The 23,796-nt window shown below is 60.3% G+C and carries 24 protein-coding genes and 1 pseudogene; 19 read left to right on the forward strand and 6 right to left on the reverse strand.

From position 1 onward, the window contains the following. Nucleotides 1-134: 134 nt before the first annotated feature. The 3 genes from nudB (at nt 135) to clsB (ending at nt 2,750) form a co-directional block, all read left to right on the forward strand. Entirely contained in the window at nt 135-632 is a 498-nt protein-coding gene (gene nudB, locus VJ651_RS21965; protein WP_324109476.1) for a dihydroneopterin triphosphate diphosphatase, read from the forward strand. An 89-nt stretch (nt 633-721) separates the two neighbouring features. Continuing rightward, complete coding sequence (locus VJ651_RS21970) at nt 722-1,516, forward strand: endonuclease/exonuclease/phosphatase family protein (RefSeq protein WP_324109477.1); 795 nt, start codon at nt 722-724, stop codon at nt 1,514-1,516. A gap of 67 nt (nt 1,517-1,583) precedes the next feature. Next, complete coding sequence (clsB, locus tag VJ651_RS21975) at nt 1,584-2,750, forward strand: cardiolipin synthase ClsB (RefSeq protein ID WP_324109478.1); 1,167 nt, start codon at nt 1,584-1,586, stop codon at nt 2,748-2,750. A gap of 54 nt (nt 2,751-2,804) precedes the next feature. Here the strand turns inward: clsB and gcvA are convergent, their stop codons facing one another. Then, nucleotides 2,805-3,716, reverse strand: coding sequence for a transcriptional regulator GcvA (gene gcvA / locus VJ651_RS21980; RefSeq protein WP_324109479.1), 912 nt, complete (start codon nt 3,714-3,716; stop codon nt 2,805-2,807). 132 nt (nt 3,717-3,848) lie between these two features. On the opposite strand from gcvA, the gene VJ651_RS21985 reads away from it, so the two are divergent. From VJ651_RS21985 to VJ651_RS22015, 7 genes are all read left to right on the forward strand, one after another. Next, a complete protein-coding gene (locus VJ651_RS21985; RefSeq protein ID WP_324109480.1) occupies nt 3,849-4,736 on the forward strand; it encodes a DMT family transporter in 888 nt (295 codons plus the stop codon). 103 nt (nt 4,737-4,839) lie between these two features. Then, a complete protein-coding gene (locus VJ651_RS21990) occupies nt 4,840-5,067 on the forward strand; it encodes a hypothetical protein (protein WP_324109481.1) in 228 nt (75 codons plus the stop codon). 58 nt (nt 5,068-5,125) lie between these two features. Next, on the forward strand, nt 5,126-5,458 hold the full coding sequence (locus VJ651_RS21995) for a thioredoxin family protein (protein ID WP_324109482.1): 333 nt from the start codon (nt 5,126-5,128) through the stop codon (nt 5,456-5,458). A 50-nt stretch (nt 5,459-5,508) separates the two neighbouring features. Beyond that, entirely contained in the window at nt 5,509-6,249 is a 741-nt protein-coding gene (locus VJ651_RS22000) for an NAD-dependent deacylase (RefSeq protein WP_324109483.1), read from the forward strand. Between the two features lie 65 nt (nt 6,250-6,314). Then, nucleotides 6,315-6,728: an SgcJ/EcaC family oxidoreductase gene (locus VJ651_RS22005; RefSeq protein ID WP_324109484.1), complete on the forward strand. Its 414-nt coding sequence runs from the start codon at nt 6,315-6,317 to the stop codon at nt 6,726-6,728. A gap of 242 nt (nt 6,729-6,970) precedes the next feature. Next, nucleotides 6,971-8,143, forward strand: a complete 1,173-nt coding sequence (locus VJ651_RS22010; RefSeq protein WP_324109485.1) for a hypothetical protein — start codon at nt 6,971-6,973, stop codon at nt 8,141-8,143. Nucleotides 8,144-8,165: 22 nt separating this feature from the next. Continuing rightward, nucleotides 8,166-8,948 (forward strand): ferritin-like domain-containing protein, encoded by a 783-nt coding sequence (locus tag VJ651_RS22015; protein ID WP_324109486.1) that lies wholly within the window; start codon nt 8,166-8,168, stop codon nt 8,946-8,948. Between the two features lie 40 nt (nt 8,949-8,988). Here the strand turns inward: VJ651_RS22015 and VJ651_RS22020 are convergent, their stop codons facing one another. Further along, entirely contained in the window at nt 8,989-9,891 is a 903-nt protein-coding gene (locus tag VJ651_RS22020) for a LysR substrate-binding domain-containing protein (RefSeq protein WP_324109487.1), read from the reverse strand. Between the two features lie 99 nt (nt 9,892-9,990). Here VJ651_RS22020 and VJ651_RS22025 point away from each other — a divergent pair, with 99 nt between their 5' ends. The 8 genes from VJ651_RS22025 (at nt 9,991) to VJ651_RS22060 (ending at nt 19,675) form a co-directional block, all read left to right on the forward strand. Beyond that, nucleotides 9,991-10,956, forward strand: a complete 966-nt coding sequence (locus tag VJ651_RS22025; protein ID WP_324109488.1) for a DMT family transporter — start codon at nt 9,991-9,993, stop codon at nt 10,954-10,956. 8 nt (nt 10,957-10,964) lie between these two features. Then, nucleotides 10,965-11,714 (forward strand): sulfite exporter TauE/SafE family protein, encoded by a 750-nt coding sequence (locus VJ651_RS22030; RefSeq protein ID WP_324109489.1) that lies wholly within the window; start codon nt 10,965-10,967, stop codon nt 11,712-11,714. A 184-nt stretch (nt 11,715-11,898) separates the two neighbouring features. Further along, nucleotides 11,899-12,276 (forward strand): RNA-binding S4 domain-containing protein, encoded by a 378-nt coding sequence (locus VJ651_RS22035; protein ID WP_136413241.1) that lies wholly within the window; start codon nt 11,899-11,901, stop codon nt 12,274-12,276. Between the two features lie 299 nt (nt 12,277-12,575). Next, nucleotides 12,576-13,226 (forward strand): TetR/AcrR family transcriptional regulator, encoded by a 651-nt coding sequence (locus VJ651_RS22040; RefSeq protein WP_136413240.1) that lies wholly within the window; start codon nt 12,576-12,578, stop codon nt 13,224-13,226. Nucleotides 13,227-13,253: 27 nt separating this feature from the next. After that, complete coding sequence (locus VJ651_RS22045) at nt 13,254-15,044, forward strand: acyl-CoA dehydrogenase C-terminal domain-containing protein (protein WP_324109490.1); 1,791 nt, start codon at nt 13,254-13,256, stop codon at nt 15,042-15,044. A gap of 84 nt (nt 15,045-15,128) precedes the next feature. Beyond that, a complete protein-coding gene (locus VJ651_RS22050) occupies nt 15,129-17,516 on the forward strand; it encodes a 3-hydroxyacyl-CoA dehydrogenase/enoyl-CoA hydratase family protein (RefSeq protein ID WP_324109491.1) in 2,388 nt (795 codons plus the stop codon). Between the two features lie 31 nt (nt 17,517-17,547). Continuing rightward, nucleotides 17,548-18,744 carry an acetyl-CoA C-acyltransferase gene (locus VJ651_RS22055; RefSeq protein WP_136413237.1) on the forward strand — a complete coding sequence of 399 codons (1,197 nt, stop codon included), beginning with the start codon at nt 17,548-17,550 and terminating at the stop codon, nt 18,742-18,744. A 163-nt stretch (nt 18,745-18,907) separates the two neighbouring features. Next, a complete protein-coding gene (locus VJ651_RS22060) occupies nt 18,908-19,675 on the forward strand; it encodes an enoyl-CoA hydratase (protein WP_324109492.1) in 768 nt (255 codons plus the stop codon). Between the two features lie 71 nt (nt 19,676-19,746). Here the strand turns inward: VJ651_RS22060 and VJ651_RS22065 are convergent, their stop codons facing one another. The 3 genes and pseudogenes from VJ651_RS22065 to VJ651_RS22075 form a co-directional block, all read right to left on the reverse strand. After that, nucleotides 19,747-20,265 carry a hypothetical protein gene (locus tag VJ651_RS22065; RefSeq protein WP_324109493.1) on the reverse strand — a complete coding sequence of 173 codons (519 nt, stop codon included), beginning with the start codon at nt 20,263-20,265 and terminating at the stop codon, nt 19,747-19,749. 168 nt (nt 20,266-20,433) lie between these two features. After that, a complete protein-coding gene (locus tag VJ651_RS22070) occupies nt 20,434-20,658 on the reverse strand; it encodes a lipase secretion chaperone (protein WP_324109494.1) in 225 nt (74 codons plus the stop codon). A gap of 72 nt (nt 20,659-20,730) precedes the next feature. Next, nucleotides 20,731-21,003, reverse strand: a pseudogene (locus VJ651_RS22075) (esterase/lipase family protein); the annotation flags it as partial. 107 nt (nt 21,004-21,110) lie between these two features. Between VJ651_RS22075 and VJ651_RS22080 the strand changes: the two are divergent. Continuing rightward, complete coding sequence (locus VJ651_RS22080) at nt 21,111-22,109, forward strand: LysR family transcriptional regulator (RefSeq protein WP_324109495.1); 999 nt, start codon at nt 21,111-21,113, stop codon at nt 22,107-22,109. Here the strand turns inward: VJ651_RS22080 and VJ651_RS22085 are convergent. After that, a complete protein-coding gene (locus VJ651_RS22085; RefSeq protein WP_324109496.1) occupies nt 22,028-23,740 on the reverse strand; it encodes a thiamine pyrophosphate-binding protein in 1,713 nt (570 codons plus the stop codon). The genes VJ651_RS22080 and VJ651_RS22085 overlap by 82 nt on opposite strands. Nucleotides 23,741-23,796 lie beyond the last annotated feature (56 nt).

Here is a 23,796-nt window from a genome sequence, read left to right on the forward strand (position 1 = left end):
CGGAAGACACGGAAGTTGAAAACCAGGACGGGCTGACGCTATGGGAATTTCCATGTTTTTCGTGGGCCCATACGCTCTTGTCGCCATCGGTTATCATGTGGCATACAGTTTCTGTGAAACGTCCGTGAAGGTGCATGCTTAAGCCTTACAAAATTCCCGAGTCGGTTCTTGTCGTGATTTACAGTGCAAACCTCGATGTGCTGTTGATCGAACGCGCGGACAAGCAGGACTACTGGCAATCGGTCACCGGCTCGAAGGATGCGCCGGACGAGCCGCTGATCGATACTGCGATGCGCGAAGTGTTCGAGGAAACCGGAATCCGCATTGTCGACGAAGCGTCCGCTCCCGCGCGACGTGCTGACGCCGTTCCGCTCGCCAACCTGCGCGACTGGGGACTGTCCAATATCTATGAAATCTATCCCGTCTGGCGCCATCGTTATGCGCCCGGCGTGTTTCAGAATACCGAGCGCGTGTTCGGCTTGCTGGTGCCGCGCGATATCCCGATCACGCTTGCCCCGCGCGAACATGTGGACCATCTCTGGCTACCTTACCGCGAAGCGGCCGACAAATGCTTTTCGCCATCCAATGCCGAGGCAATCCTGCAACTGCCGAAGTACATGCAGGCAGATTAAAATTAATTTGGAATAAGCCACGCGGAAACAATTTCCGCGCGCCGCGATCGAACCCTACACATCTGTTTCACAGGGTCTAAAATAATTTCATGAAACTTCACATCGCGACGTATAACATTCACAAAGGCGTCAGCTCCTTGCGCAGCATGCCACGCATTCACGCATTGAAGCAGGCATTGACATCGATGGAGGCGGATATTTTCTTCCTGCAGGAAGTGCAGGGGCGCCACGACAAATATGCGACGCGTCATGCCACGCTGTGGCCGGAGCAGGCTCAGCATCAATTCCTTGCCGGCGAATCGCATGAAGCGGTGTATGGCATGAATGCGGTGTATGACCATGGACATCATGGTAACGCGCTGCTGAGCCGTTTTCCGGTGGTTGCGTCGAGCAATCACGATATTTCCGATCACGCCTTCGAGGCGCGTGGAATCCTGCATTGCATCGTCCAGTCGCCCAAAGCCGACCTGCATTGTTATGTGATTCATCTCGGCTTGTTCGCGGGCAGTCGCAAGCGGCAGACCGAGGCGCTGATCGAAGCCGTGCTGACGTCTTCGCCGCCCGATGCGCCATTGATCATTGCCGGCGACTTCAACGACTGGACCAATCAGTTGAGCGATTCCCTGCGTGAGTACCTGGGCGTGACTGAAGTTTTCGACGGCAATCTTTCTTCGCGCGGCTTTGGATCTTATCTGCGCATGCTGAGTGGACGCGGACCGAAAATCAAGCCTGCCCGCACTTTCCCCGCAGCGCTTCCCTGGCTGCGCCTGGACAGGATCTACGTACGCGGATTTCAGATCGAGTCGGCGCAGGTGCTGCATGGCACCTTGTGGGCGAAACTGTCCGACCATGCGCCCATTCTTGCTTCGCTGGCACTCAAATAGGGGTGCTTCCACTCCGCCGATGTAGAATGCTTGCCAAGTTTACATTCCCGGAGTGGTTCCCCTCTTTATGCGTTCGGTAGAATTTACCGCTCATAACAAGATCAGGCTTCTGTATTGTGGCGCCGAATTCTTTCCGGCATTGATTGCCGCGATCGACGCAGCGCACTTCGAAATCTTTCTCGAAACCTATATCTTCACGCTGGATGAAACCGGCAACAGAGTAAAGGACGCGTTGCTGCGCGCCGCGAGCCGAGGGGTATCGGTCAATGTCATTACCGACTGGCTCGGTACCGGGCATCGGCAATCCGTCAGCTTGAATCAAATATTGCGCGAAGGCGGCGTCAATCATCGTGTCTTCAACGCCTGGTTCAGGCGCGGCATTACGCGCACTCACCGGAAGATTTGCGTGGTGGACCGGCAGGTAGCATTTCTTGGCGGGCTCAACATCAATTACGACTACGTGTCGGATGACGGATTCAACACGCCCTTGCCGGCTCCGCGCTGGGACTTCGCCGTCCAGATCAACGGGCCGCTGGTAGTGACCATCCATCACGAGATGCAGGCGCACTGGATGCTCTTGGCGGGACTGGGCTTGAAATATCGCTGGGAGCGTTTTCTCGAACGGCGTTTTACCGGCCCGACGATCGACGTAGGCCCCTCGCTCGCCGCATTTGTGGTGCGCGACAATCTGCGGAATCGGCGCACGATTCAAAAGACCTATCTGAAGGCTCTCGGCGGCGCGCGCAAGAGTGCCTTGCTTGCCAATCCCTATTTCGCGCCGGGCCGTAAACTGCGGGATGGCCTGGCATCGGCCGCATCGCGTGGTGTCGACGTCACCTTGCTGATCGGGGTGGGCCAGTTCCGCATTCAGGATGCGGTCGCGCATTCCTTCTATCCCAAGCTGCTGAAAAGCGGGGTCAAGGTCGTGGAGTATCGCAAGACCCAGTTGCACGGCAAGGTTGCGGTGGTCGATGACGAGTGGGCCACGGTTGGTTCCAGCAACTGGGACGGACTGAGCCTGCTGATCAACCAGGAGGCGAACATCGTGGTGAAGGACCACGCATTCGCGCATGCCTTGCGCATGCACATCGAGCACGCGGTAAAAGAGGGTGTGCGTGTACGCATGGAAGATTACGCCAACATTCCCTGGTATGAGCGGGCCTGGTACGGTGCGGCTTACATGTTGTACAAGGTGATTCTCCGGATCGTCACCCTGGGACGCTATACCGAGTGATCGAGCTTGACGGGCGTGCAGGGCAGGCCTGCATCGAACGAATGCGAGCGCAGCTCACTGCGCCGAGGAAGCCTGTGCTTCCTTCTTGATCCATTCGCAGAAGGCTTTGACCGATGGCCGCGCTTTCGCTTCCGGCAGGCGAAGCAGATGAAACCCGTAAGGACCGCGTACGCGTTGCGGAAAGAGTCTGGTTAGCCGGCCCGACCGCAGATCTTCCTCGATGAAGGGCTCTGCCGCAATCGCCACACCCTGGCCGTTTGCCGCCGCTTCCAGTGTCAGATAAGTGTGCGAGAAACTCGGCCGTGCGGCGCCGGTATAGTTGACGCCAAAAGCCTGCAACCAGCGCGTCCAGTTGATTTCGTCGGGGATGCGCATTTCCGCTTCATCATGCAGCAGGGGAAAGCGCAACAGGTCGTGCGGTTCGCGCAGGTCGACCGCCGCCGCCTTGAAGGCGGGACTGCAGACCGCCGAGAACCGTTCTTCCATCAGCATGTCGTCCTTCAGTCCTGGATACGGGCCGGTGCCAAGCCTGATTGCGACGTCGACGCCTTCACGCAGGAAGTCGACCGGATGCAGCGAAGCGAGGACGCGCATGTCGATGTCGGGATGCTGTTCGCGCAGGCGGCCGAGCCGCGGCATCAGCCAGCGCGCGACCAGCGACGGCACCGAGGTGACGGTTACCACCCGTTCATCGCCACGATGGCGGATCGTTTCCGACACCTCGGCAAGGCCGTTCAACAGCGGACGCAGCGCCTCGGCGTATTGGCGCCCGGCGGGCGTCAGCACCACGCCGCGCGGCAAGCGTTGGAACAAGGCCACGCCCAGCCAGTTTTCCAGCAGCTTGACCTGGTGTGCAACCGCGCCCGCGGAGACATGCAACTCCTCGCCGGCGCTCTGAAAGCCGCCATGGCGGGCGGCGGTTTCGAAAGCGCGGATGGCGGGCAGGGGCGGCAGGCGGTAATGCATGATGCCTCAATTTGATTGGGTCAATCCGTCAAGAATATTGGTTTGTTCCCATGTGTGCAAGCAAATACACTGGTGTACAAGAGGTGTTCATCCTCGCTACCCCTAACCAGATTTGCTCTTCGCGCCATGGCCATGTCCCGTCAATCCGCTGTCACCCTTGTTTTGCTATCCGCTCTTGGCTTTGGCAGTGTTGCCATTTTTGCCAAGATCGCCTACGCGACCGGGGTAAGCACGACCATGTTGCTGGCCTGGCGCTTCGTGCTGGCGACGGTTTTCCTGGCGCCGATTGTGTGGATGAAGCGGCTGCACATGCCGCGCGGCCGCGTGCTGGCCGGCTTTGTGCTGATGGGCTTGTTGTACACCGGGCAGGCGCAGTGCTATTTCACCGCGCTGCGCTATGCAAGCAGCGGACTGGTTGGTTTGCTGTTGTACATCTATCCGGTGCTGGTCACCATGCTGGCCGTCGCCCTCGGATGGGAAAAACTGAACCGCCGCACGCTGATGCTGCTCGGCCTGGCCATCGCCGGCATGGCGATCACCTTGGGTGGCAATCTGCAAGGCCAGCCGCTCGGTATCGCACTGGGCTTGCTGGCGGCCGGCATCTATGCGGTCTATATCGTGACCGGTGGCCGATTGACCATCGGCACCGATCCGCTCGTCGGTACGCTCGTGATCATGGCCACCGCCGCCATCGGAAATACGTCGTTTGCCATCGCAGGCGGGGCCGCGCTGCCTTCCGGGACGACCGCCTGGCTGGCGATTGCGGCGATTGCCTTGTTCTCCACCGTGATCGCGATCGCCTTTTTCCTCATCGGTATCAAGCATATCGGTGCCTCGCAGGCATCCATCATCTCGACCCTGGAGCCGGTCATCACCTTGTGCCTGGGTGTGGCATTGCTCGGCGAATCGGTCAGCGCCGGGCAATTGCTGGGCGGCGTCATGGTGCTTGCGGCGGTCATCCTGCTGGCACAGCGACCCAAACAGGCGCAAGAGCCGATCGCGGGGAAAGCGGCCGCGTGAGTGCCGGGCATGCGATGTTGTGACTGCTGTTCAATCATGGCAAGATGCGCGGGCACGTCCGTGCACGCCCGTGTAAGCCTTTAGGCCATGGCCAGGATAAACAATGAACACCACCACCCTCATCGTCGGTATCGCTGTACTTTTCTTCGGGCTGTACACCACCTATTTTCGCTATGTCCATCCTCAAAAGCTGTCCAAGCTGCAGGCGCTGAAGCAATTGTTCGGCGAGCAGACGGGGAACCGGATCCACCTCTTTGCGTACTCGCTCATTCCACTTGCGGCGGGCGCGCTTTTCCTGCTGGCGGGCATGAAGGGCGTATCCCTCTTTTAATTGCAGCGGTTCACTTCTAGAATGACCAGATCCAAAGGACATTCCAGAGAAGATCGACATGGCAATGAACGACACTTATGCAGCCGAGGAGCCGGCGCGCGCCGAGGTCGATGCGCTCGACGGCCCGACGGTGCTTGAATTTGGCGCAGCGTGGTGCGGCTACTGTCGAGCCGCGCAGCCCTTCCTGTCCGCAGCCTTCACTGAACATCCCGACGTACGCCACATCAAGATCGAGGATGGCAGCGGCCGGCCATTGGGCCGCTCGTTCAGGGTGAAGCTTTGGCCCACGCTGGTTTTTCTCGACAAGGGCAAGGAAGTCGCGCGCCTGGTGCGGCCGGGCAGTGCCAACGAGATTCGCCAGGCCCTTGCGAAAATCGACGCGCCGCGTTGAACCGCAACGCATGGCTATACTGCATATTCCCTCCCGCTAACCTTTACGCCATGTACTTCGATCCTGAACTGCTGGAGAAACTGCGCACCACGCGGCGAATCACGATTTTCACCGGCGCGGGCGTTTCTGCGGAGAGCGGTATTCCAACCTTCCGTGATGCGCAGACCGGCTTGTGGGCGCAATTCCGTGCCGAGGACCTGGCCACGCCGGAAGCATTCCGCCGCGATCCGGTCACCGTATGGAACTGGTATGCCTGGCGACGCAAACTGATACGCGACGTGTTGCCCAATCCGGCGCATCTGGCAATCGTGCAACTGGAACGACTGGTCGAACATGTTACGGTCATCACGCAGAATGTGGATGGTCTGCATCAACGTGCGGGCAGCCGCGATGTCATCGAGTTGCATGGAAATCTGCTGGACAACATCTGTTCCGAATGCCGGCGATCAGTGGCGGAAATCAAGGATGACGAGACGCCACCGACCTGTCCGTACTGCGGTGGCATGGTGCGACCCGGTGTCGTGTGGTTCGGTGAGGCTTTGCCGGCGCAGGCATGGGAGCTGGCGGCCGAAGCGATGGATGCGACGGATATGTTTTTCTGTGTCGGGACATCGAGCCTCGTTGAGCCGGCCGCGAGTTTGCCGCGCCATGCGCGCGCCTGTGGCAAGACGGTGATTCAGATCAATCCGGAAGTCACCAGTCATGATGAGATTGCGCAGTATGTCTTGCGCGGCAAGGCGGGCGAGGTGTTGCCGGCCTTGTTGCGTGCAGCCTGGCCATCCGGATCCTGATTTGCATCCGTCCACTGGCTGCAAACCATTCCTGTTTGTACGCTTCGCACTCCACGAGGATTTTCATGCAAAACGATGAACAAGCAATACGCGATCTCATTGCGGACTGGCAAAGCGCGGCGGCGGCGGGCGAGGTGGGTCGCCTGCGCGACATGATGGCGGAAGACGTGGTCTTTCTGCTGCCGGGGCAAGTGCCAATGCAGGGCAGGCAGGCTTTTCTGGCGGCATTCGAGGACGGGCTCAAGCATTACCGGATCGCATCTCAAGCCGAGATAAAAGAAATCGACGTCGCAGCAGACCTTGCGTATTGCTGGACGAAGTTGGCCGTCACGGTGACGCCGCATCAGCAGGGCTTGCCGATGCAACGATGCGGCCATGTGCTCACCATTCTCAAGAAACGCGACGCACGCTGGGTGATCGTGCGCGACGCCAACATGCTCACCCCGCAGCCCGACGGCACGCCCGCCGAGCGGAGCTGATCGCTTCGCCATCCTCCGCCTGCGGTGAGGCACGGCACCGGTTTTCGACCCGGACTGTAAGCCTTACGTCGCGCTTGTAAAAACTGCTTCGCGCCTGCCGCCTCGCGCATTGGCATCGCAGGGAAAAGGCGTCCGGCATCTCGCATCGCGTATCGGCACGGAAGTTGCGACATCTCCCCCTTCGCTTTATCGAGCGAAGGATTCACGGTCCACCCTACTGGTCCCACGAAAGGAGTAGCGCAATGGCTTTTGATTTATTCAGCGCGAAAGGCGCGACGCTTGACCAGCAGCGTTTCACTTGGCGCGACATGGTCGGCAAGCCGATCAGCAAACTCGACGACGATGCGTTCACGCGGGTGCGCATCATCCTGATGAATGGCATCGAAACCGAGGCCTTGCGCTTCCAGCACATGGCGGCGCGCATGAACCGCGATCTGCGCCTGTTGCTGGCACGCACTCGCCGCACCGAGCAGCATCAGGCAACCATGGTCAACTGGCTGCTTGGCGCCGACCATTCACCTCTGGAAACGACAATTGCTTACGAACAGGTTGCGATCGAAGTGACCGCGGCCGTCGCTCAGACCGAGCCCGATTCGTATATCGCACAGACTTATCGCTTCGGCATGCTGGAAGACTTCGATCACCTGTATCGCTACTCGGCATTGCTCGACCGGCTGGAAGGCAAGGATGCCAACAATATCCTGCAAAGCTACTCCGATATTCTTCCTGGCCGTCCCACGGTGGACGAGCACCGTTCGCCTGTCGACGATGTGCGCGAGTCGTACGACCGCAACAAGGCCGCGCCCATTACCAAGTTGCACGCATTGACAATTACCGCCGCCGAGTATCAGACGCACGATTACTACATGAATATCGGCCCCCTGTTTTCCGATCCGGTGGCGCGCCAGCTCTACGCGGAAATCGCCTCGATCGAGGAGCAGCATGTGACGCAGTACGGCGCGCTGATCGATCCGCAGGAATCGGTGCTGGAGCAGTGGCTGCTGCATGAAGCGACGGAAGTCTACAACTACTACAGTTGCGTGGAGCAGGAAACCAATCCGCGCGTGAAGGCGATCTGGGAGCGCTTCCTCGACTACGAGCTGGGACATTTCCATCACGTCGCCGAACTGTTCAAGCAATATGAAAAACGCGATCCCGCCGAATTGTTCCCGACCGCCTTGCCGGAGCCGATCCAGTTTGCCAGCCAGCGCGATTTCGTTCGCCAGGTGCTGGCACAGGAAGTCGATCTGCGCGCCAAGGGCACGCAGTTCGTCGACAAGTCGCAGGAAAGCCAGGCCTCGATCGACTATCGCACGCACATCAATTCCGACGGCTCGCCGAGCGAGATTGTCGCCGGCGGCTATATCTGGTCGCCGGGTACCGAGCTGAACCGCAAGATCACGGTGGCGGTATGAACCACGAAACAAAGGAGCAGCAATGAAAGAGCAGATTCCAGTCGGCATGAATCGCACCGGCGTGCAGATGTCTCCGTTAGAAACGAGCTCCATGCAGTCCGGCATGCCGGCCTCGATGATTCCGGCGACGCCCGGCGACGATAGCGCGCTGGCCGAGATGCGCAGCAGCTATATCGTGAATGCCGAGCCGGTCGGCTCGGTCCCGGTGCCCGGCACGGTGCGGGGCGCCATCACCACCGGTACCTCGATGCTGATCGGCGACCATCCGCAGCTATTGCTCGACAAGCTCGGCGAGCGGCTGGCCTTCGAGCGCACCGGCACGCGCTTGTATGACGCGCTGATCACCAAGTTCGAAGCCACCCAGGATGACACCACCAGCATGACGCTGGCCGACCTGCAAAAAATCCGACAGGATGAAGCGCGCCATTTTGCGATCATTGCCGACGCCATTGATACTCTGGGAGGCGACCCGACTTCGCAGACGCCTTGCGCCGATCTGGTTGGCGTGGAATCTATGGGCCTGATGCAGGCGGTGACGGATCCGCGCACGACGATTGCGCAATCATTGCACGCGATCCTGATCGCGGAAATGACCGACAATGCCGGGTGGGAAATGCTGATTGCGCTGGCCGAGGATCAGAGCCAGCACGGCTTGATCAGCGACTTCAGCGTCGCGCTGGATGAAGAGCGGGTGCACCTGCAGCAGGTGCGAACCTGGCTGGAAGAAGCCACCCTGGGAAGCGCGGTATCGGATGGCGCGCTGGTGGATGACATCGGCGACGCGAATCCTCCCCAGGTGCATTGAGGCGTGCGGGGTTTTCCGCTCTCCCGCGCGGGAGAGCGGGTTACGTAGCGCGCTCGGTGTCGGTCTGCGTCAGATAAGTCACCAGCTGGCGCGCTTGCGCCGACAGCTCGTCAAGACTGCGCACGCCGAGCCGCAGCTCCCGCGTCGCCCATGAATCGTCCAGGGTGACGATGGCCGCCGCCATCGCTGCGCAATGCCGTTGCGCGGCGGCCTCCGGCATGACTGCCAGCCCTACACCTTGCGTGACAAGCTGTGCCAGCGCAAAAAAGCTCGGTGCACGCACCCGTACCGTCAGCGGCCGTCCGAGCATGGTCGCCATCTCTTCCACAAAATGCTGCATCGCGCGCTCCGCCGGCATGCCAACAAAGGGATAGTTGAGTGCTTCGTGGAACTGGCAGTGGCCGCGTGCGGCCAGGCCATGTCCCGCCGGCACGAACAGCACGAGCCGGTCATTCCGGAATGGCAAGGACACGATCCCGGACAGGGGTAGATTGCCATCCAGCACGCCGATATCGATATCGCCTGCCTGCAGGGCCTGCAGGATCTCATTGCTGGGCTGTTCCTCGACCTGCAGATCGACATCCGGGTAATCGATCAGGAAGGGGCCGAGAGCGGGCGGCAGAAACGTGCTGTTGGCCACCGTGTTCGCTGCCAGCTTGATCGTGACGCGTCGCCGCCCGGCCAGGGAATCCAATGCCTGGTTGAGCTGCAAGGCTTCCGCCAGCACCCGTCGCGCGTGATCCAGGGCGATGCGGCCGTCCGAAGTCGGCGTCATCCCGTCCGCGTGTCTTGTAAACAAGGTGAGGCCGAGCCGGTGCTCCATGTGGCGCAGGCGATTGCTGGCCGCCGACAGGGCGATTGGGAAATCGGCGGCGGCGCGGCTCAGGCTGCCTGATTCGGCAACGGCCACCAGCAAGCGCAGATCGGTCAGGTCGAAACGCAAGCTTTCTCCATTCGAGAAGGGAAACTACAGAAAATGCGTATTTTAACGCCAATTCCTTCTCGGCAGAATAAGGTTTCAGCAATCTCCTGTCTGTCCGCCATGATTCGCAAAGTGCACGACCATGCCCGCCATTGGGCACAAGACGGCCGCCTGTATGCAGTGTTATCGGCTTGCGGCTTTTCGCTGAAAGCCGTTTTCGTGAAGCTCGCCTATGCGGCCGGACCGGTCGAGCCGCTGACCCTGCTGGCCCTGCGCATGGCCTTTGCCCTGCCGCTTTTCCTGTGGCTGATATGGAAAAGCAGCGGCCCCGAGGTCAAGGCACTGACGGCCAGCGACGTGGTGCGCATCTTCGCACTGGCCTGTCTCGGCTATTACCTGTCGAGCCTGTTCGATTTTTACGGCTTGCGTACTATCACGGCCGGGCTGGAGCGGCTCATTCTGTATCTTTACCCGACGCTGGTGTTGCTGCTGCAGGCCTGGCGCACTCGCCATTGGCCGCACAAGCGCGCCTGGCAAGCGATGGCGATCTGCTATACCGGGCTTGCCATCGCCTTTGCCAATGACCTGCATCAGGCAGGCCACGGTGCCGAGGTGCTGATCGGTTCGGCCTGGGTGTTTGGCAGTGCGGTGAGCTATGCCTTGTACTACTTTGGCACCGGCGAGATGGTGAGCCGCATCGGATCCATGCGCCTGTCCGGTCTCGCCGGCAGCGCTTCCTGTCTGCTTGTGCTGGCGCACTTCCTGTTATTCGGCCATCCGCAGGGATTGGTGAGCCTGCCGGCCGGCGTGTGGACCAATGCCGGGCTGATGGCAGTGCTGTCCACCACACTGCCGATCTACTGGCTCGCCCTGGCGATTCAGCGTCTCGGCGCCGGCGATGCGGCTGCGGTCGGCACCCTGGGACCGGTGATGACAGTGTTTGCCGCATGGCTGCTGCTGGGCGAGTCGCTGTCCGTCCTGCAGCTGGCGGGGCTGGTGCTGGTGATTTTGGGCGTGATGCGCCTGAAGCCGGCGCAGACGTCGAAGATTGCCGCAAGCGCCTCGCTCGCCGCGATCCGCAAATAGGAACCGCAATGGACCAGGGACTCATCCTTTTGACCGTCACCTCATCGCTGACCTTCCTGCTTGCCGGCTTTGTCAAAGGCATCATCGGACTGGGATTGCCGACCGTCGCGATCGGCTTGCTCGGTCTTGTCATGACGCCCGCCAAGGCAGCGTCCCTGCTGGTCGTTCCCTCGCTGGTCACCAATGTCTGGCAATTGCTGGCCGGCCCCGCATATGGACCACTGCTGCGGCGTTTCTGGCCGATGCTGGGCGGATTCTGCGTCGGCACCTGGGCAGCGGCGGGATGGGCTGGCGACACCAATGGACACGCGACCACCATGCTCGGCATTGCGCTGATCGCCTATGCGCTGCTCGGCCTGAGCAAGCGACGCTTCACGGTATCCGCCCGTGCCGAACGCTTCTTGTCACCGCTCGTCGGCGTGACGACCGGCATGATTGCCGCAGCCACCGGCGTATTCGTGATTCCGGCGGTCCCGTATTTGAACGCGCTGGAGCTGGAGAAGGACGAATTGGTGCAAGTGCTCGGCCTGTCATTCACGATATCGACGATTGCGCTCGGGATCGTGCTGGTGCACAACGGCATCTTTCAGCTCTCCGTCGCCGGTGCCTCGTCGCTGGCCCTGGTGCCCGCGATGGCGGGCATGTTCGCGGGACAGCGGCTGCGCCGGCGGGTGCGGGCGGAGACCTTCCGCACCTGTTTCTTCGCCGGGCTGTTGCTGCTCGGCGCCCATCTCGCCATGCGCCACCTCCTCGCCTGAATCTGCAGCCACGCAGTGCAAGTCAATCAGTTTCGCGAAATCGACGCGATGAGCAAGTCGTGCGTTGCGAGAATTGAAACGGATTCGAACGCAGGCAGAAAAACACCGACAATATTTTGTGCCGCAGGATAGAAAAAGCACGGCCACACTATAAAATACAGGGTGTTGCATGAATATACAGATCATGTCCGAATCCGTTCGCATCGACAAGTGGCTGTGGGCCGCGCGATTTTTCAAGACCCGTTCCATGGCGACCGATGCTGTGGATGCGGGAAAAGTGCGTCTGAACGGCGATCGCGTCAAACCGGCGCGCAATGTGAAAATGGGCGACACGCTTGACATCGACAACGGCGCTACCGAATGGGAGGTGGTGGTGCAAGGATTGTCGGACAAGCGCGGTTCCGCATCGGTCGCTCAAACTCTTTATGCGGAAACGGAGCAGAGCGTCGCGGAACGGCAAAAAAAAGCAGAACAACGAAAATTATTCCGCGAGCCAAGCGAAGCGATCAAGGGACGACCGACCAAGCGCGATCGGCGACAACTCGACAAGTCGAATTACTGACTTTCTGTTGGTCCGGAGGTGCATCCGCCATGCAATCGTGCATGGCTGTTTTGCCTGTTTCGCGCGGCGGGAGAAGGAGATCTGAAATGCGTCGGAAAGCGGCTTTCCGACTCGAGAGCGCACTCTAAAATGGCGTGCGGCACACTCTAGAATCGAACCTCTAAGTTCCCGTTTGACATTTATACCCCGGTGGATAATAGTACGAGCGTTCGCTTCAGGTTTATCCCCGATGCAGTTTTTTGATTTTTTGATAGGGCACTACCGTGGCAACTCATATAGCTGAGACGACAACTAAATTCATGCGTAAGGGCGAACTCACCCGCGCCGCAATTCTTGACGTGGCACTTGATCTGGCCAGCCGTGACGGGCTGGAAGGGCTGACCATCGGTCTGCTCGCGGACAAGATGAACATGAGCAAGTCGGGCGTGTTCGCGCATTTCGGTTCACGCGAGGATTTGCAGATCGAAGTCGTCAAGTTGTACCACCATCACTTCGAACAGGAAGTGTTCTATCCCTGCATGAAAGAGCCGCGCGGTCTGCCCCGTCTGCAGGCGATGTTTGCCCGCTGGGTCAAGCGCGTTTCCGTGGAAATCGCATCGGGATGCATCTATATCAGCGGCGCAGTCGAATACGATGACCGTCCGGGCGCCATCCGCGAAGAACTCGCCGGCATGGTGCGCGCATGGAAAGACGCCCTGCGCCGCTGCGTGGTGCAGACCATCGAAATGGGGCATTTGTCCACCAGTACCGATCCGGACCAGCTGGTCTTCGAAATGTACGGGTTGATTCTTGCCCTGCACCATGATGCCCGTTTCCTGAAGTTGCCTGGCAGCGTGAACCGCGCCGAAGTCGGGTTCGAACGTTTGATCAGCAGTTACCAGAATCCGCAGCCCGCCGACAAGCCGGCCGCAAAACAGAACCCCAAATCCGCTGTCAAGAAAACAGCCTAATACGTTTAGTCGTCAGGAGATAAAACCATGGGTCAATATGTCGCTCCATTGCGTGATATGCAGTTCGTCTTGCACGAACTGCTGAAGGTGGAAGATGAATTCAAGCAATTGCCTGCGCACGCAGAGATTGACAAGGACATCATCAACCAGGTGCTGGACGAGGGCGGCAAGTTCGCTTCGGAAGTGCTGTTCCCGCTGAATCATTCCGGCGACCGCGAGGGCTGCGAGCTGGACAAGGAAACGCACAAGGTCAAGACCCCGACCGGCTTCAAGGAAGCCTACAAGCAGTACGTCGAGGCGGGCTGGCCGGCATTGTCCTGCGACCCGGAATTCGGCGGCCAGGGCCTGCCGCTCGTGGTCAACAATTCGTTCTACGAAATGCTGAACTCGGCCAACCAGGCATGGACCATGTATCCCGGCCTGTCGCACGGCGCCTACGAATGCATCCATGAGCACGGCACGCCGGAGCAAAAGGCCCTGTACCTGCCGAAGCTGGTCTCCGGCGAATGGACCGGCACCATGTGCCTGACCGAAGCGCACTGCGGCACCGACCTCGGCCTGCTGCGCACCAAGGCCGAACCGCAAGCCGACGGCAGCTACAAGATCACCGGTGGCAAGATCTTCATCTCGGCCGGCGAACATGAAATGTCCGGCAATATCGTCCACCTGGTGCTGGCACGCCTGCCGGATGCTCCCTCGGGCACCAAGGGCATTTCCCTGTTCATCGTGCCGAAGTACCTTCCGAATGCCGATGGCACTCCGGGCAAGCGCAACCCGATCGTGTGCGGTGCGATCGAGGAAAAGATGGGCATTCACGGCAATTCGACCTGCCAGTTGAACCTGGACGGCGCGATCGGCTGGCTGATCGGCGAACCGAACAAGGGCCTGAACGCGATGTTCGTGATGATGAATGCAGCACGCCTCGGCGTCGGCATGCAATCGCTCGGCCTGACCGAAGTCGCTTATCAAAACGCATTGGTGTATGCGAAAGACCGTCTGCAAATGCGCAGCCTGTCGGGCGTGAAGGCACCGGACAAGGCCGCCGATCCGATCATCGTCCATCCGGACGTGCGCCGCATGCTGCTGACCGCCAAGGCCTATGCTGAAGCCGGCCGCGCATTCACCTCCTATGTCGCACTGCAGATCGACCGCGAACTCAACCATCCGGACGAGCAGGTGCGCAAGGATGCCGCCGATGAAGTCGCGCTGCTGACACCGATCATCAAGGCATTCATCACCGACAACGGCTGGATCGCCACCTCCGAATGCATGCAGGTCTACGGCGGCCACGGCTTCATCTCCGAATGGGGCATGGAGCAGTATGTACGCGATGCCCGCATCAACATGATCTACGAAGGCACCAACACCATTCAATCGCTGGACCTGCTGGGTCGCAAGATCCTGATGGACAACGGCGCCAAGCTGCGCAAGTTCGGCGACAAGGTGAAGGCATTCGTGGAAGAAAACTCCATGAACGAAGCGATGTCCGAATTCATCACGCCGCTGGGCGACATCGGCGACAAGGTCGGCAAGCTGACCATGGAGATCGGCATGAAAGCCTTCCAGAACCAGGACGAGGTCGGCGCTGCCGCCGTGCCTTACCTGCGTGTGGTCGGCCACATGGTGTACGCGTACTTCTTCGCGCAAATGGCGAAGATCGCGCTGGAGAAGCAGGACTCCGGCGACAATTTCTACAAGGCGAAACTGGCAACGGCGCGCTTCTACTTCGCACGCCTCTTGCCCGAGACCGCCATGCTCATCCGTCAGGCGCGTTCCGGCGCAGCCAACCTGATGGCGCTCGAAGCAGACCTGTTCTAAGAAAAAAAACAGCCATGGAGCTCTCCGGGGGAATCAGAATCTCTGAATCCCCCGGCCCTCTATCACCTTAGCAAAGGGTAAATTATGTCCAATTTCATCGTCAAAAAAGTCGCCGTGCTCGGCGCAGGCGTGATGGGTGCGCAGATCGCCGCTCATTGCGTGAATGCCAAAGTCCCCGTCGTGCTGTTCGACCTGCCTGCCAAGGAAGGCCCGAAGAACGGCATCGTGCTGCGTGCCATCGACAACCTGAAGAAACTCAGCCCGGCACCGCTGGGCAACAAGGATGACGCCGCGCTGATCCAGGTCGCGAATTACGAAGACAATCTCGACATCCTCAAGGGTTGCGACCTGATCATCGAAGCCATCGCCGAACGCATGGACTGGAAGCACGACCTGTACAAGAAGGTCGCGCCGTTCATTGCACCGAATGCGATCTTCGCCTCCAACACCTCGGGCCTGTCGATCACGGCGCTGTCGGAAGGTTTTGACGCCGAGCTGAAGGCGCACTTCTGCGGCGTGCACTTCTTCAACCCGCCGCGCTACATGCACCTGGTCGAACTGATCCCGACCGTGGCCACCCGCCCGGAAATCCTCGACCAGCTCGAAGGTTTCCTGACCACTACCCTGGGCAAGGGCGTGGTGCGCGCGAACGATACGCCGAACTTCATCGCCAACCGTGTCGGCGTGTTCGGCATGTTGTCCACCATTTACCAGGCAGAGAAATTCGGCCTGTCCTTTGACGTCGTCGACGACCTGACCGGGGCCAAGCTGGGTCGCGCCAAGTCCGGCACCTTCCGCACCGCTGATGTGGTCGGCCTCGACACCATGGGTCATGTGATCAAGACCATGGAAGACAATCTGCCGAACGATCCGTTCTTCCCGATCTACAAGACGCCCGCCGTGCTCCAAACCCTGATCGGCGCCGGTGCGCTCGGCCAGAAGGCCAAGGCCGGTTTCTACAAGAAGGTGGGCAAGGACATCCTGCGCTTCGACCCGGCCAAGAACGATTACGTGCCCTCCGGAGCGAAGGCCGACGAATTCGTGGCGCGCATCCTAAAGGAAAAGGATCCGGCAAAGAAGATCAAGGCATTGCGCGAATCGACCAACCCGCAGGCGCAATTCCTGTGGTCCATCTTCCGCGACGGCTTCCACTACATCGCTGTTCATCTCGCCTCCATCGCAGACAACGCGCGCGATGTCGACTTCGCCTTGCGCTGGGGCTTCGGCTGGGCCACCGGCCCGTTCGAGAACTGGCAAGCGGCCGGCTGGCAGCAGATCGCTACCTGGGTGCAGGAAGACATCGACGCCGGCAAGGCACTGTGCAATGCGCCGCTGCCGCAATGGGTGTTCGACGGTCGCACCGGCGTACATACGCCGGAAGGCTCCTGGTCGCCGGAGAAGAATGCTTACGTGCCGCGTTCCAGCCTGCCGGTCTATCAGCGCCAGGCATTCCGCGCGCCGCTGATCGGTGAAGGTGCTGCCGACGGCAAGACTGCGGGCACGACGGTATTCGAAGACGACGCCATCCGTCTCTGGCATCAGAACGACGACGTGCTGATCATGTCGATCAAGACCAAGATGCATACGATCAGCCTGGGTGTCGTCGCCGGCATCAACAAGGCGATCGATGAAGCAGAAAAGAACTACAAGGGCCTGGTCATCTGGAACACCGACGCGGCCGAAGGCGGTGCATTTTCCGCGGGCTTCGATCTGCAATCCGTGATGCCGCTGTTCATGTCGGGTGGCGTGAAAGCCATCGAGCCGGAATTCGCCAAAGGGCAGCAGGCCATTCTGCGACTCAAGTACGCCAACGTGCCGGTCGTCGCGGCCGTGGCCGGCCTCGCGCTGGGTGGCGGATGCGAACTGATGCTGCACGCTGTCAAGCGCGTCGCATCGATCGAATCCTACATCGGCCTGGTGGAAGTGGGCGTCGGTCTGGTTCCCGCCGGCGGTGGTTTGAAGGAAGCGGCAGTGCGTGCCGCCAATGATGCGAAGGGTAACGATATCCTGCAATTCCTGAAGACCTACTTCATGAATGCGGCGACGGCCAATGTATCGAAGTCCGCGCTCGAAGCGCAGCAGATGGGCTACCTGAAGCCGACCGATACCGTCGTTTTCAACGCCCACGAGCTGCTGCATGTGGCGAAGGTCGAAGTCCGCGCCATGTTCGACGCCGGCTACCGCGCCCCTGCGCAGAAACTGGTGCCGGTTGCCGGCCGCTACGGCATGGCCACCATCATGGCGCAACTCGTCAACATGCGTGACGGCGGCTTCATCTCCGCGCACGACTACAAGCTCGGCGCGATGATCGCCGAAATCGTGTGCGGCGGCGACGTGGATCAGGGCAGCCTGGTCAGCGAGCAATGGCTGCTCGACCTCGAGCGCAAGGCATTCCTGGAACTGCTGATGCACCCGAAAACGCAAGAGCGCATCATGGGCATGATGCAGACCGGCAAACCCGTCCGCAACTGATCGCCCACCCACACGGACACGGAGCATACAAATGACTAAACAACTTCAAGAAGCCTACATCGTTGCCGCTACCCGCACGCCGATCGGCAAGGCGCCGCGCGGCATGTTCAAGAACGTCCGTCCGGACGACCTGCTGGTGCGCGTGATCCAGTCCGCCATGTCCCAGGTGCCGAACCTCGATCCGAAACTGATCGAAGACGCCATCATCGGCTGCTCCTTCCCGGAAGCCGAGCAGGGTCTGAACATGGCGCGCAATGCCGTGCTGCTGGCCGGTCTGCCGAACACTATCGGCGGCGTGACCATCAATCGCTACTGCGCCTCCGGCATCACCGCCGTCGCCATGGCCGCCGACCGCATCAAGGTCGGCCAGGCTGACGTGATGATCGCCGGCGGTGCCGAGTCGATGTCGATGGTGCCGATGATGGGTCACCATCCGTCGATCAACATGAACGTGTTCAAGGATGAAAACATCGGCATGGCCTATGGCATGGGCCTGACCGCTGAAAAGGTCGCGCAGCAGTGGAAAGTCTCGCGTGAAGCGCAGGACCAGTTCTCGGTCGAATCCCATCGCAGGGCGCTGGCTGCACAGCAGGCCGGCGAATTCGACGATGAAACGACTTCGGTCGAGATCATCGAACGTTTCCCGAACCTGGCAACCGGCCAGATCGACATCAAGACCCGCACCGTCAGCAGGGACGAGGGTGCGCGTCCGGATACCAGCATGGAAGGCCTGGCAAGGCTGAAGCCGGTGTTCGCCGCCAAGGGCTCGGTCACGGCGGGCAACAGCTCGCAGACTTCCGACGGCGCAGGCGCGTTGATCCTGGTCAGCGAACGGATCCTGAAGCAGTTCAACCTGACGCCGCTGGCCAAGTTCTCGTCCTTCGCGGTGCGCGGCGTTCCGCCGGAAATCATGGGCATCGGTCCGAAGGAAGCTATTCCTGCTGCCTGCAAGGCAGCAGGCATCACGCAAGACCAGATCGACTGGTTCGAGCTGAACGAAGCCTTTGCTGCGCAATCGCTGGCCGTGATCCAAGACCTCGGTCTTGACCCCTCCAAGGTCAACCCGATGGGCGGCGCAATCGCTCTCGGCCATCCGCTGGGTGCGACCGGCGCGATCCGTTCCGCGACCGTGATTCATGCAATGCGTCGCAAGAACCTGAAGTACGGCATGGTCACCATGTGCGTCGGTACGGGCATGGGTGCCGCAGGCATCTTCGAGCGCGTATAAGGCCGTCTCGGGTCGTAACGAAAAGCCGTACGGTGTGGCACTGTACGGCTTTTTCATTTTTTGCTGGAGAAAGCGGCAAGCGCGCGCTTTCGGATAATCGGGCACAATCTATGGCCTGAGCTATTGCATCAACGCAGTCATACCAAGACTTGACAGGAGACTTATGGACATTCTGACCAACAAGGCCAAGGGAATTCTGACCATCGAATTCAACCGCCCCGAAAAGAAGAACGCGATCACCACGCAGATGTATCAGATGATGGCCGACGCCATCAAGGATGCGGAAAGCGACACGGCCGTGCGCGCGATCGTCATCCAAGGCAAGCCGGAGGTTTTCACCGCCGGCAACGACCTGGAAGATTTCTTGAAAAATACCGCAGCCGAAATCGGCGACCGTCCTGTTGCGCAGTTCATGCGTGCCTTGAGCGGTGCAAGCAAGCCGGTGGTCGCTGCCGTCGCCGGTAATGCCGTCGGCATCGGCACCACGCTGCTGATGCATTGCGACCTGGTCTATGCGGCTGACAACGCCAAGTTCGCGATGCCATTCACCCAGCTCGGCCTGTGCCCGGAATTTGCGTCCAGCATGCTGTTCCCGCAGATGGTCGGCTATCCCCGCGCTGCAGAGAAGCTCCTGCTCGGCGAAGCATTCTCCGCGCAGGATGCCTATGACATGGGTTTGGTCAGCCGCGTGGTGCCGGTCGCGGAACTGGCGGACTTCGCGCATGCGCAGGCCGCAACGCTGGCAGCCTTGCCCGCATCATCGCTGCGCACGACCAAGCGCCTGATGAAGGGCGCGCAGGCGGAAGCCATCAATGCACGCATGATGGAAGAAAACAAGCATTTCGGCGAGATGCTGATGTCGAAGGAAGCGAAGGAAGCGTTTACCGCATTCTTTGAGAAGAGAAGGCCGGACTTCACCAAGTTTGTGTGAAGCCCGCGGCAATCATTCCGCCGGACAAGGACCGGCGGAAGTGATACCGGCCTGGAGCGGCGAGGCCGGGTTCATTTCGATAGCGAGGACCCGTGCTTCTTGTGCAGCAAGCGCGACCACCATCCCTGCCGGGATTCGGCATCCTCATCCGTTTTCGGTCTTTTGTCGTCGTCATCCTCATCGTGGTGCGGCGAGAGCGATTCAACCTGCTTGTCGTACTCCAGGAAAAGCACTTTGCTTTCTAGCACCTTGATCACGCTTTCCTTGTCGGCAAGCCGCGCACGCAATTCATTGGTGACCTGATCCTTCACCTTGCGCAATTCCGCTTCGAGCGCCAGCGCCCGTTCCAGCGAACGGTTTCGTTCCTCCAGGAGCGCGATTTTCACCTTGTCCTTGTCGGATACTTCGCCGTCATCGTCTTCGCCCGTATGCAAGCGGCCATAGGTGCGCAGCAATTCGGACGTTTCGATCTGCGTCTCGCCTTCGGGAGAAACAGTCTTGCTCAGACGGCCCTTTTCAATGTCGCGATAGATCGTCGACCGGTTTTTGCGAACCAGTTTCGCCGCCTCGGTAATGGAGACAAGTGCCATAGGACAAAAGATCCGGATGCCAGGAATTCAAGATTGTTGTTCAGCGCCACATTGGTGGCCGCGTACTACTTGACATTATCGGCGCGAAAAAATTCTATGGCTGTCATACAAAACCTGCAGATAAACGCGAAGCGCAAGCGCGATCACACCAAAGGACGCGTGCCGGCATCAGGGATTCTGTTCATATGCGGCAAGACGTCTTTGCTCATCCGGAGTGAAACGTGCATCCCGCAGTTGCTGCAAGGCAGCGGACAGATCGCTGCTGCCTGAATTTGCGAGCAGCCGCTTGCGTTCGCCGAGATAGGCGTCGATGCGCGCTTTCCATTCCGCCTGCTCGCGGTCGACGTCGCCTAGGCGGTTGGCCGCCTCGGGGCCCACACTGGCGGCGCGCATCCGTTAGACATCGTCGTCGCTGGCGCATTACGGCAGCCTTCTGTTCCAGTTGCCCCGGCAATAAGCTGGCGTCGCCGCGCCGGTAATGGCAAGAATCTGCTGTACCTGGGTGAGCAGTTGTTCACCGCGCACTTCGGTGCTGTTGGTCGCCGATACCTGCACGACATAAACCTGGGCGCCGCCGTCGCGCATGGCGGACGGAATGCCATACCAGTAGCCGAACGGCCCGATGTTGTCGAAGCCGAGCAAGCCGTGCACCAGCACGATCGGATAGCGGGTTTGGGTATAGCCGGCGGCCCAGGACGGGGTGGAAAGGATGGGTAGAACCGTCGCGGCTGCGAGCAGGCACGATGTGCGAACAAGCGCGGCGACGCGAGCAGTAGCGCAGGAATCGTATTCAGGTTAAGAGGAAACCGGCAGCAGACTCAACTGAAAGGTTTTCATTTCAATCCATGAACAACAGACATATCAGCCGCATCGATTTGAACCTGCTGGTGGTGCTGGATGCGATTTGCGCCGAAGGCAGCATCACCAGGGCAAGCGAAAAGCTGAATCTCACGCAATCGGCGATCAGTCATGCGCTGACGCGCTTGCGCATGTTGTTCGACGGTCCCTTGTTCGTCCGGGAGGACCGCACGATTGTGCCCAAGCCGCTGGCACGCAGCCTGAACGAGCCGATCAGGCGCTCCTTGCGCGGCATCGAGATCACGCTCAATGAGGCAGGGCGCTTCGAGCCGGCCAGCACGCGGCGGCGCTTCACGATCGCGGTGCGCGGGATGCTGGAGTTGATGTTGTTGCTGCCGCTCTTGCAGTACATCAGCGGCAGGGCGCCGCGAGTGGACATCGCAGCGGTACGCGTGAATCGTCGCGGCCTGGAACAGGAGCTCGAAACCGGAGCCATCGACGCCGCGATCGACGCGCCTCTGCCGCTATCACCGAATGTGCGGCGTACCGCGATGCCGGCGGGCGCAATGGTGGTGGTTGCACGGCGGGATCATCCTCACATTTTGGGCGAACTGATGCTGGCAACTTACATGAGACAGGGATACATCCTGGTCAGCACGCGCAGGCGCGGTCCCGGTTTGCAGGACCTGGAATTGGGGCGGCATGACCTGCATCGCCGTGTCCGCCTGCGCTGTCAGGATTACTTCACCGCATGCAGCGTGGTAAGCACAACCGACTTGCTGCTGACCATGCCGGAGCGCCACGCCGAAACCTTCAACCAGCCAGTCGACAACTGCATCTATGCACTCCCGTTCAACATGCAGGACATCGAAGCGTACTACTACTGGCATAACAGCTCGACAAACGACCCCGCCAATTGCTGGTTGCGCGAGCAGGTGGCGGAAGCGCTGCGGCAGGCCCGACTTCAGGTTCCGCGCCTGGATTGCAGCGCTGTCTGGCGGATCGTGTTGAGCGTCGCATTCGGCGTGATGAGATTGGCGTCGTAACGCAGCTCGATGAGTGCGGGCAGACTGCTTGTGGCGATATGCGATTGCGCGCGCTGCAGTGCGGGTGCAAAGGCCTCAGTCGTGTCGACTGTTTCGCCGTAGGCGCCGTACGCCCGCGCCAGTGCGGCAAAGTCCGGATTCCGCAATTCGGTGCCCGACACACGCGCCGGATATTCCCGTTCCTGATGCATGCGTATCGTGCCAAAGGCGCCGTTGTTGAAAACGATGAACAGCACGCCCGCACGATACTGCACCGCAGTCGCCAATTCCTGTCCGTTCATCATGAAGTCGCCATCGCCCGCGAAGTTGAGGACCATGCGCTGTCTGCCGTGCGCCTGTTCAACGATTTTCGCGGCAACGGCGGCCGGCACGCCATAGCCCATGGCGCCCGATGTCGGCGCGAGTTGCGTCCTGAATCCGCCATACGGCCAGAAGCGGTGTGCCCAGGTGGCGAAGTTGCCCGCGCCATTGGCGAGGAGCGTATCGGCAGGCAGTTCGGCTTTCAGCGTTTGCACGACCTGCCAAAGATTGAGCTTCTCGGACGTGCCCTTGAATATCGGTGGTTCCGCCTGCCATGCCTGCAGTTCGGCGCGTGCCTGTGCCGCGGTGTCTTTCCATGCGCTCGCATCAACCGGCATCATGTCGGCCAGTGCCGCAGCGATTTGCGGCATGCCGCTGTTGATCATCAGGTCCGCCTGATAGACGCGGCCAAGCTCTTCCGTCGAGGCATGCACATGGATCAGTTTCTGCTGCGGCAGCGGCGCTTGCAGCAGTGTGTATCCCCCGGTCGTCATTTCACCGAGGCGCGGTCCGATGGCCAGGATCAGGTCGGCGGACTTGATGCGCTCGGCCAGCTTCGGGTTGATGCCGATGCCGACGTCACCGATGTATTGCGGATGACGATTGTCGAGTAGGTCCTGGAAACGAAATGCGCAGGCAGTCGGCAATGCATTGGCTTCAATGAAGCGGCGCATGTCGTCGCAGGACGCATTATCCCAGCCTGCGCCGCCGAGCACGAGCAGAGGGCGCCGGGCGACGCTCAGCATGTCGCGCAGTCGCGCCACCTGTGCCGGCGATGGCGAAGCCTGTACCGGCTGATACGGTCGCGCATCGGGCACGCTCGCCGAGCTGGCCAGCATGTCTTCGGGCAGCGCGAGTACGACCGGGCCGGGGCGTCCGCTGGTGGCGACCTGGAAAGCGCGCGCGACGTATTCGGGAATGCGATCGGCGCGATCGATTTGCGCGACCCATTTGGCGAGGGTGCCGAACATGCGCCGGTAATCGATTTCCTGGAAGGCTTCGCGTTCGACAAAGTCGTTGCCGACCTGCCCGACGAACAGGATCATCGGCGTTGAATCCTGCTGTGCCGTGTGCACGCCGATCGCTGCATTGCTCGCACCGGGGCCGCGCGTGACAAGGCAGATGCCGGGACGGCCGGTCAACTTGCCGTAGGCTTCGGCCATGAACGCCGCGCCGCCTTCCTGGCGATTGACGATGAAACGGATCGACGAATCGTGCAGTGCGTCGAGCACCGCGAGATAGCTTTCGCCCGGCACGCCGAATGCGATATCGGCCCCATGGGTCTGGAGTGCATCGACCAGTATCTGGCCGCCGGTTCGAGTTGTCAGCATGGTTTGTTGAAGTTCGAGAAAAACAATACCGTAGCAGAAAACGACGGAGCGAGTGA

The sequence above is a fragment of the Noviherbaspirillum sp. genome, assembly GCF_035254865.1.
Taxonomy (GTDB): domain Bacteria; phylum Pseudomonadota; class Gammaproteobacteria; order Burkholderiales; family Burkholderiaceae_D; genus Noviherbaspirillum.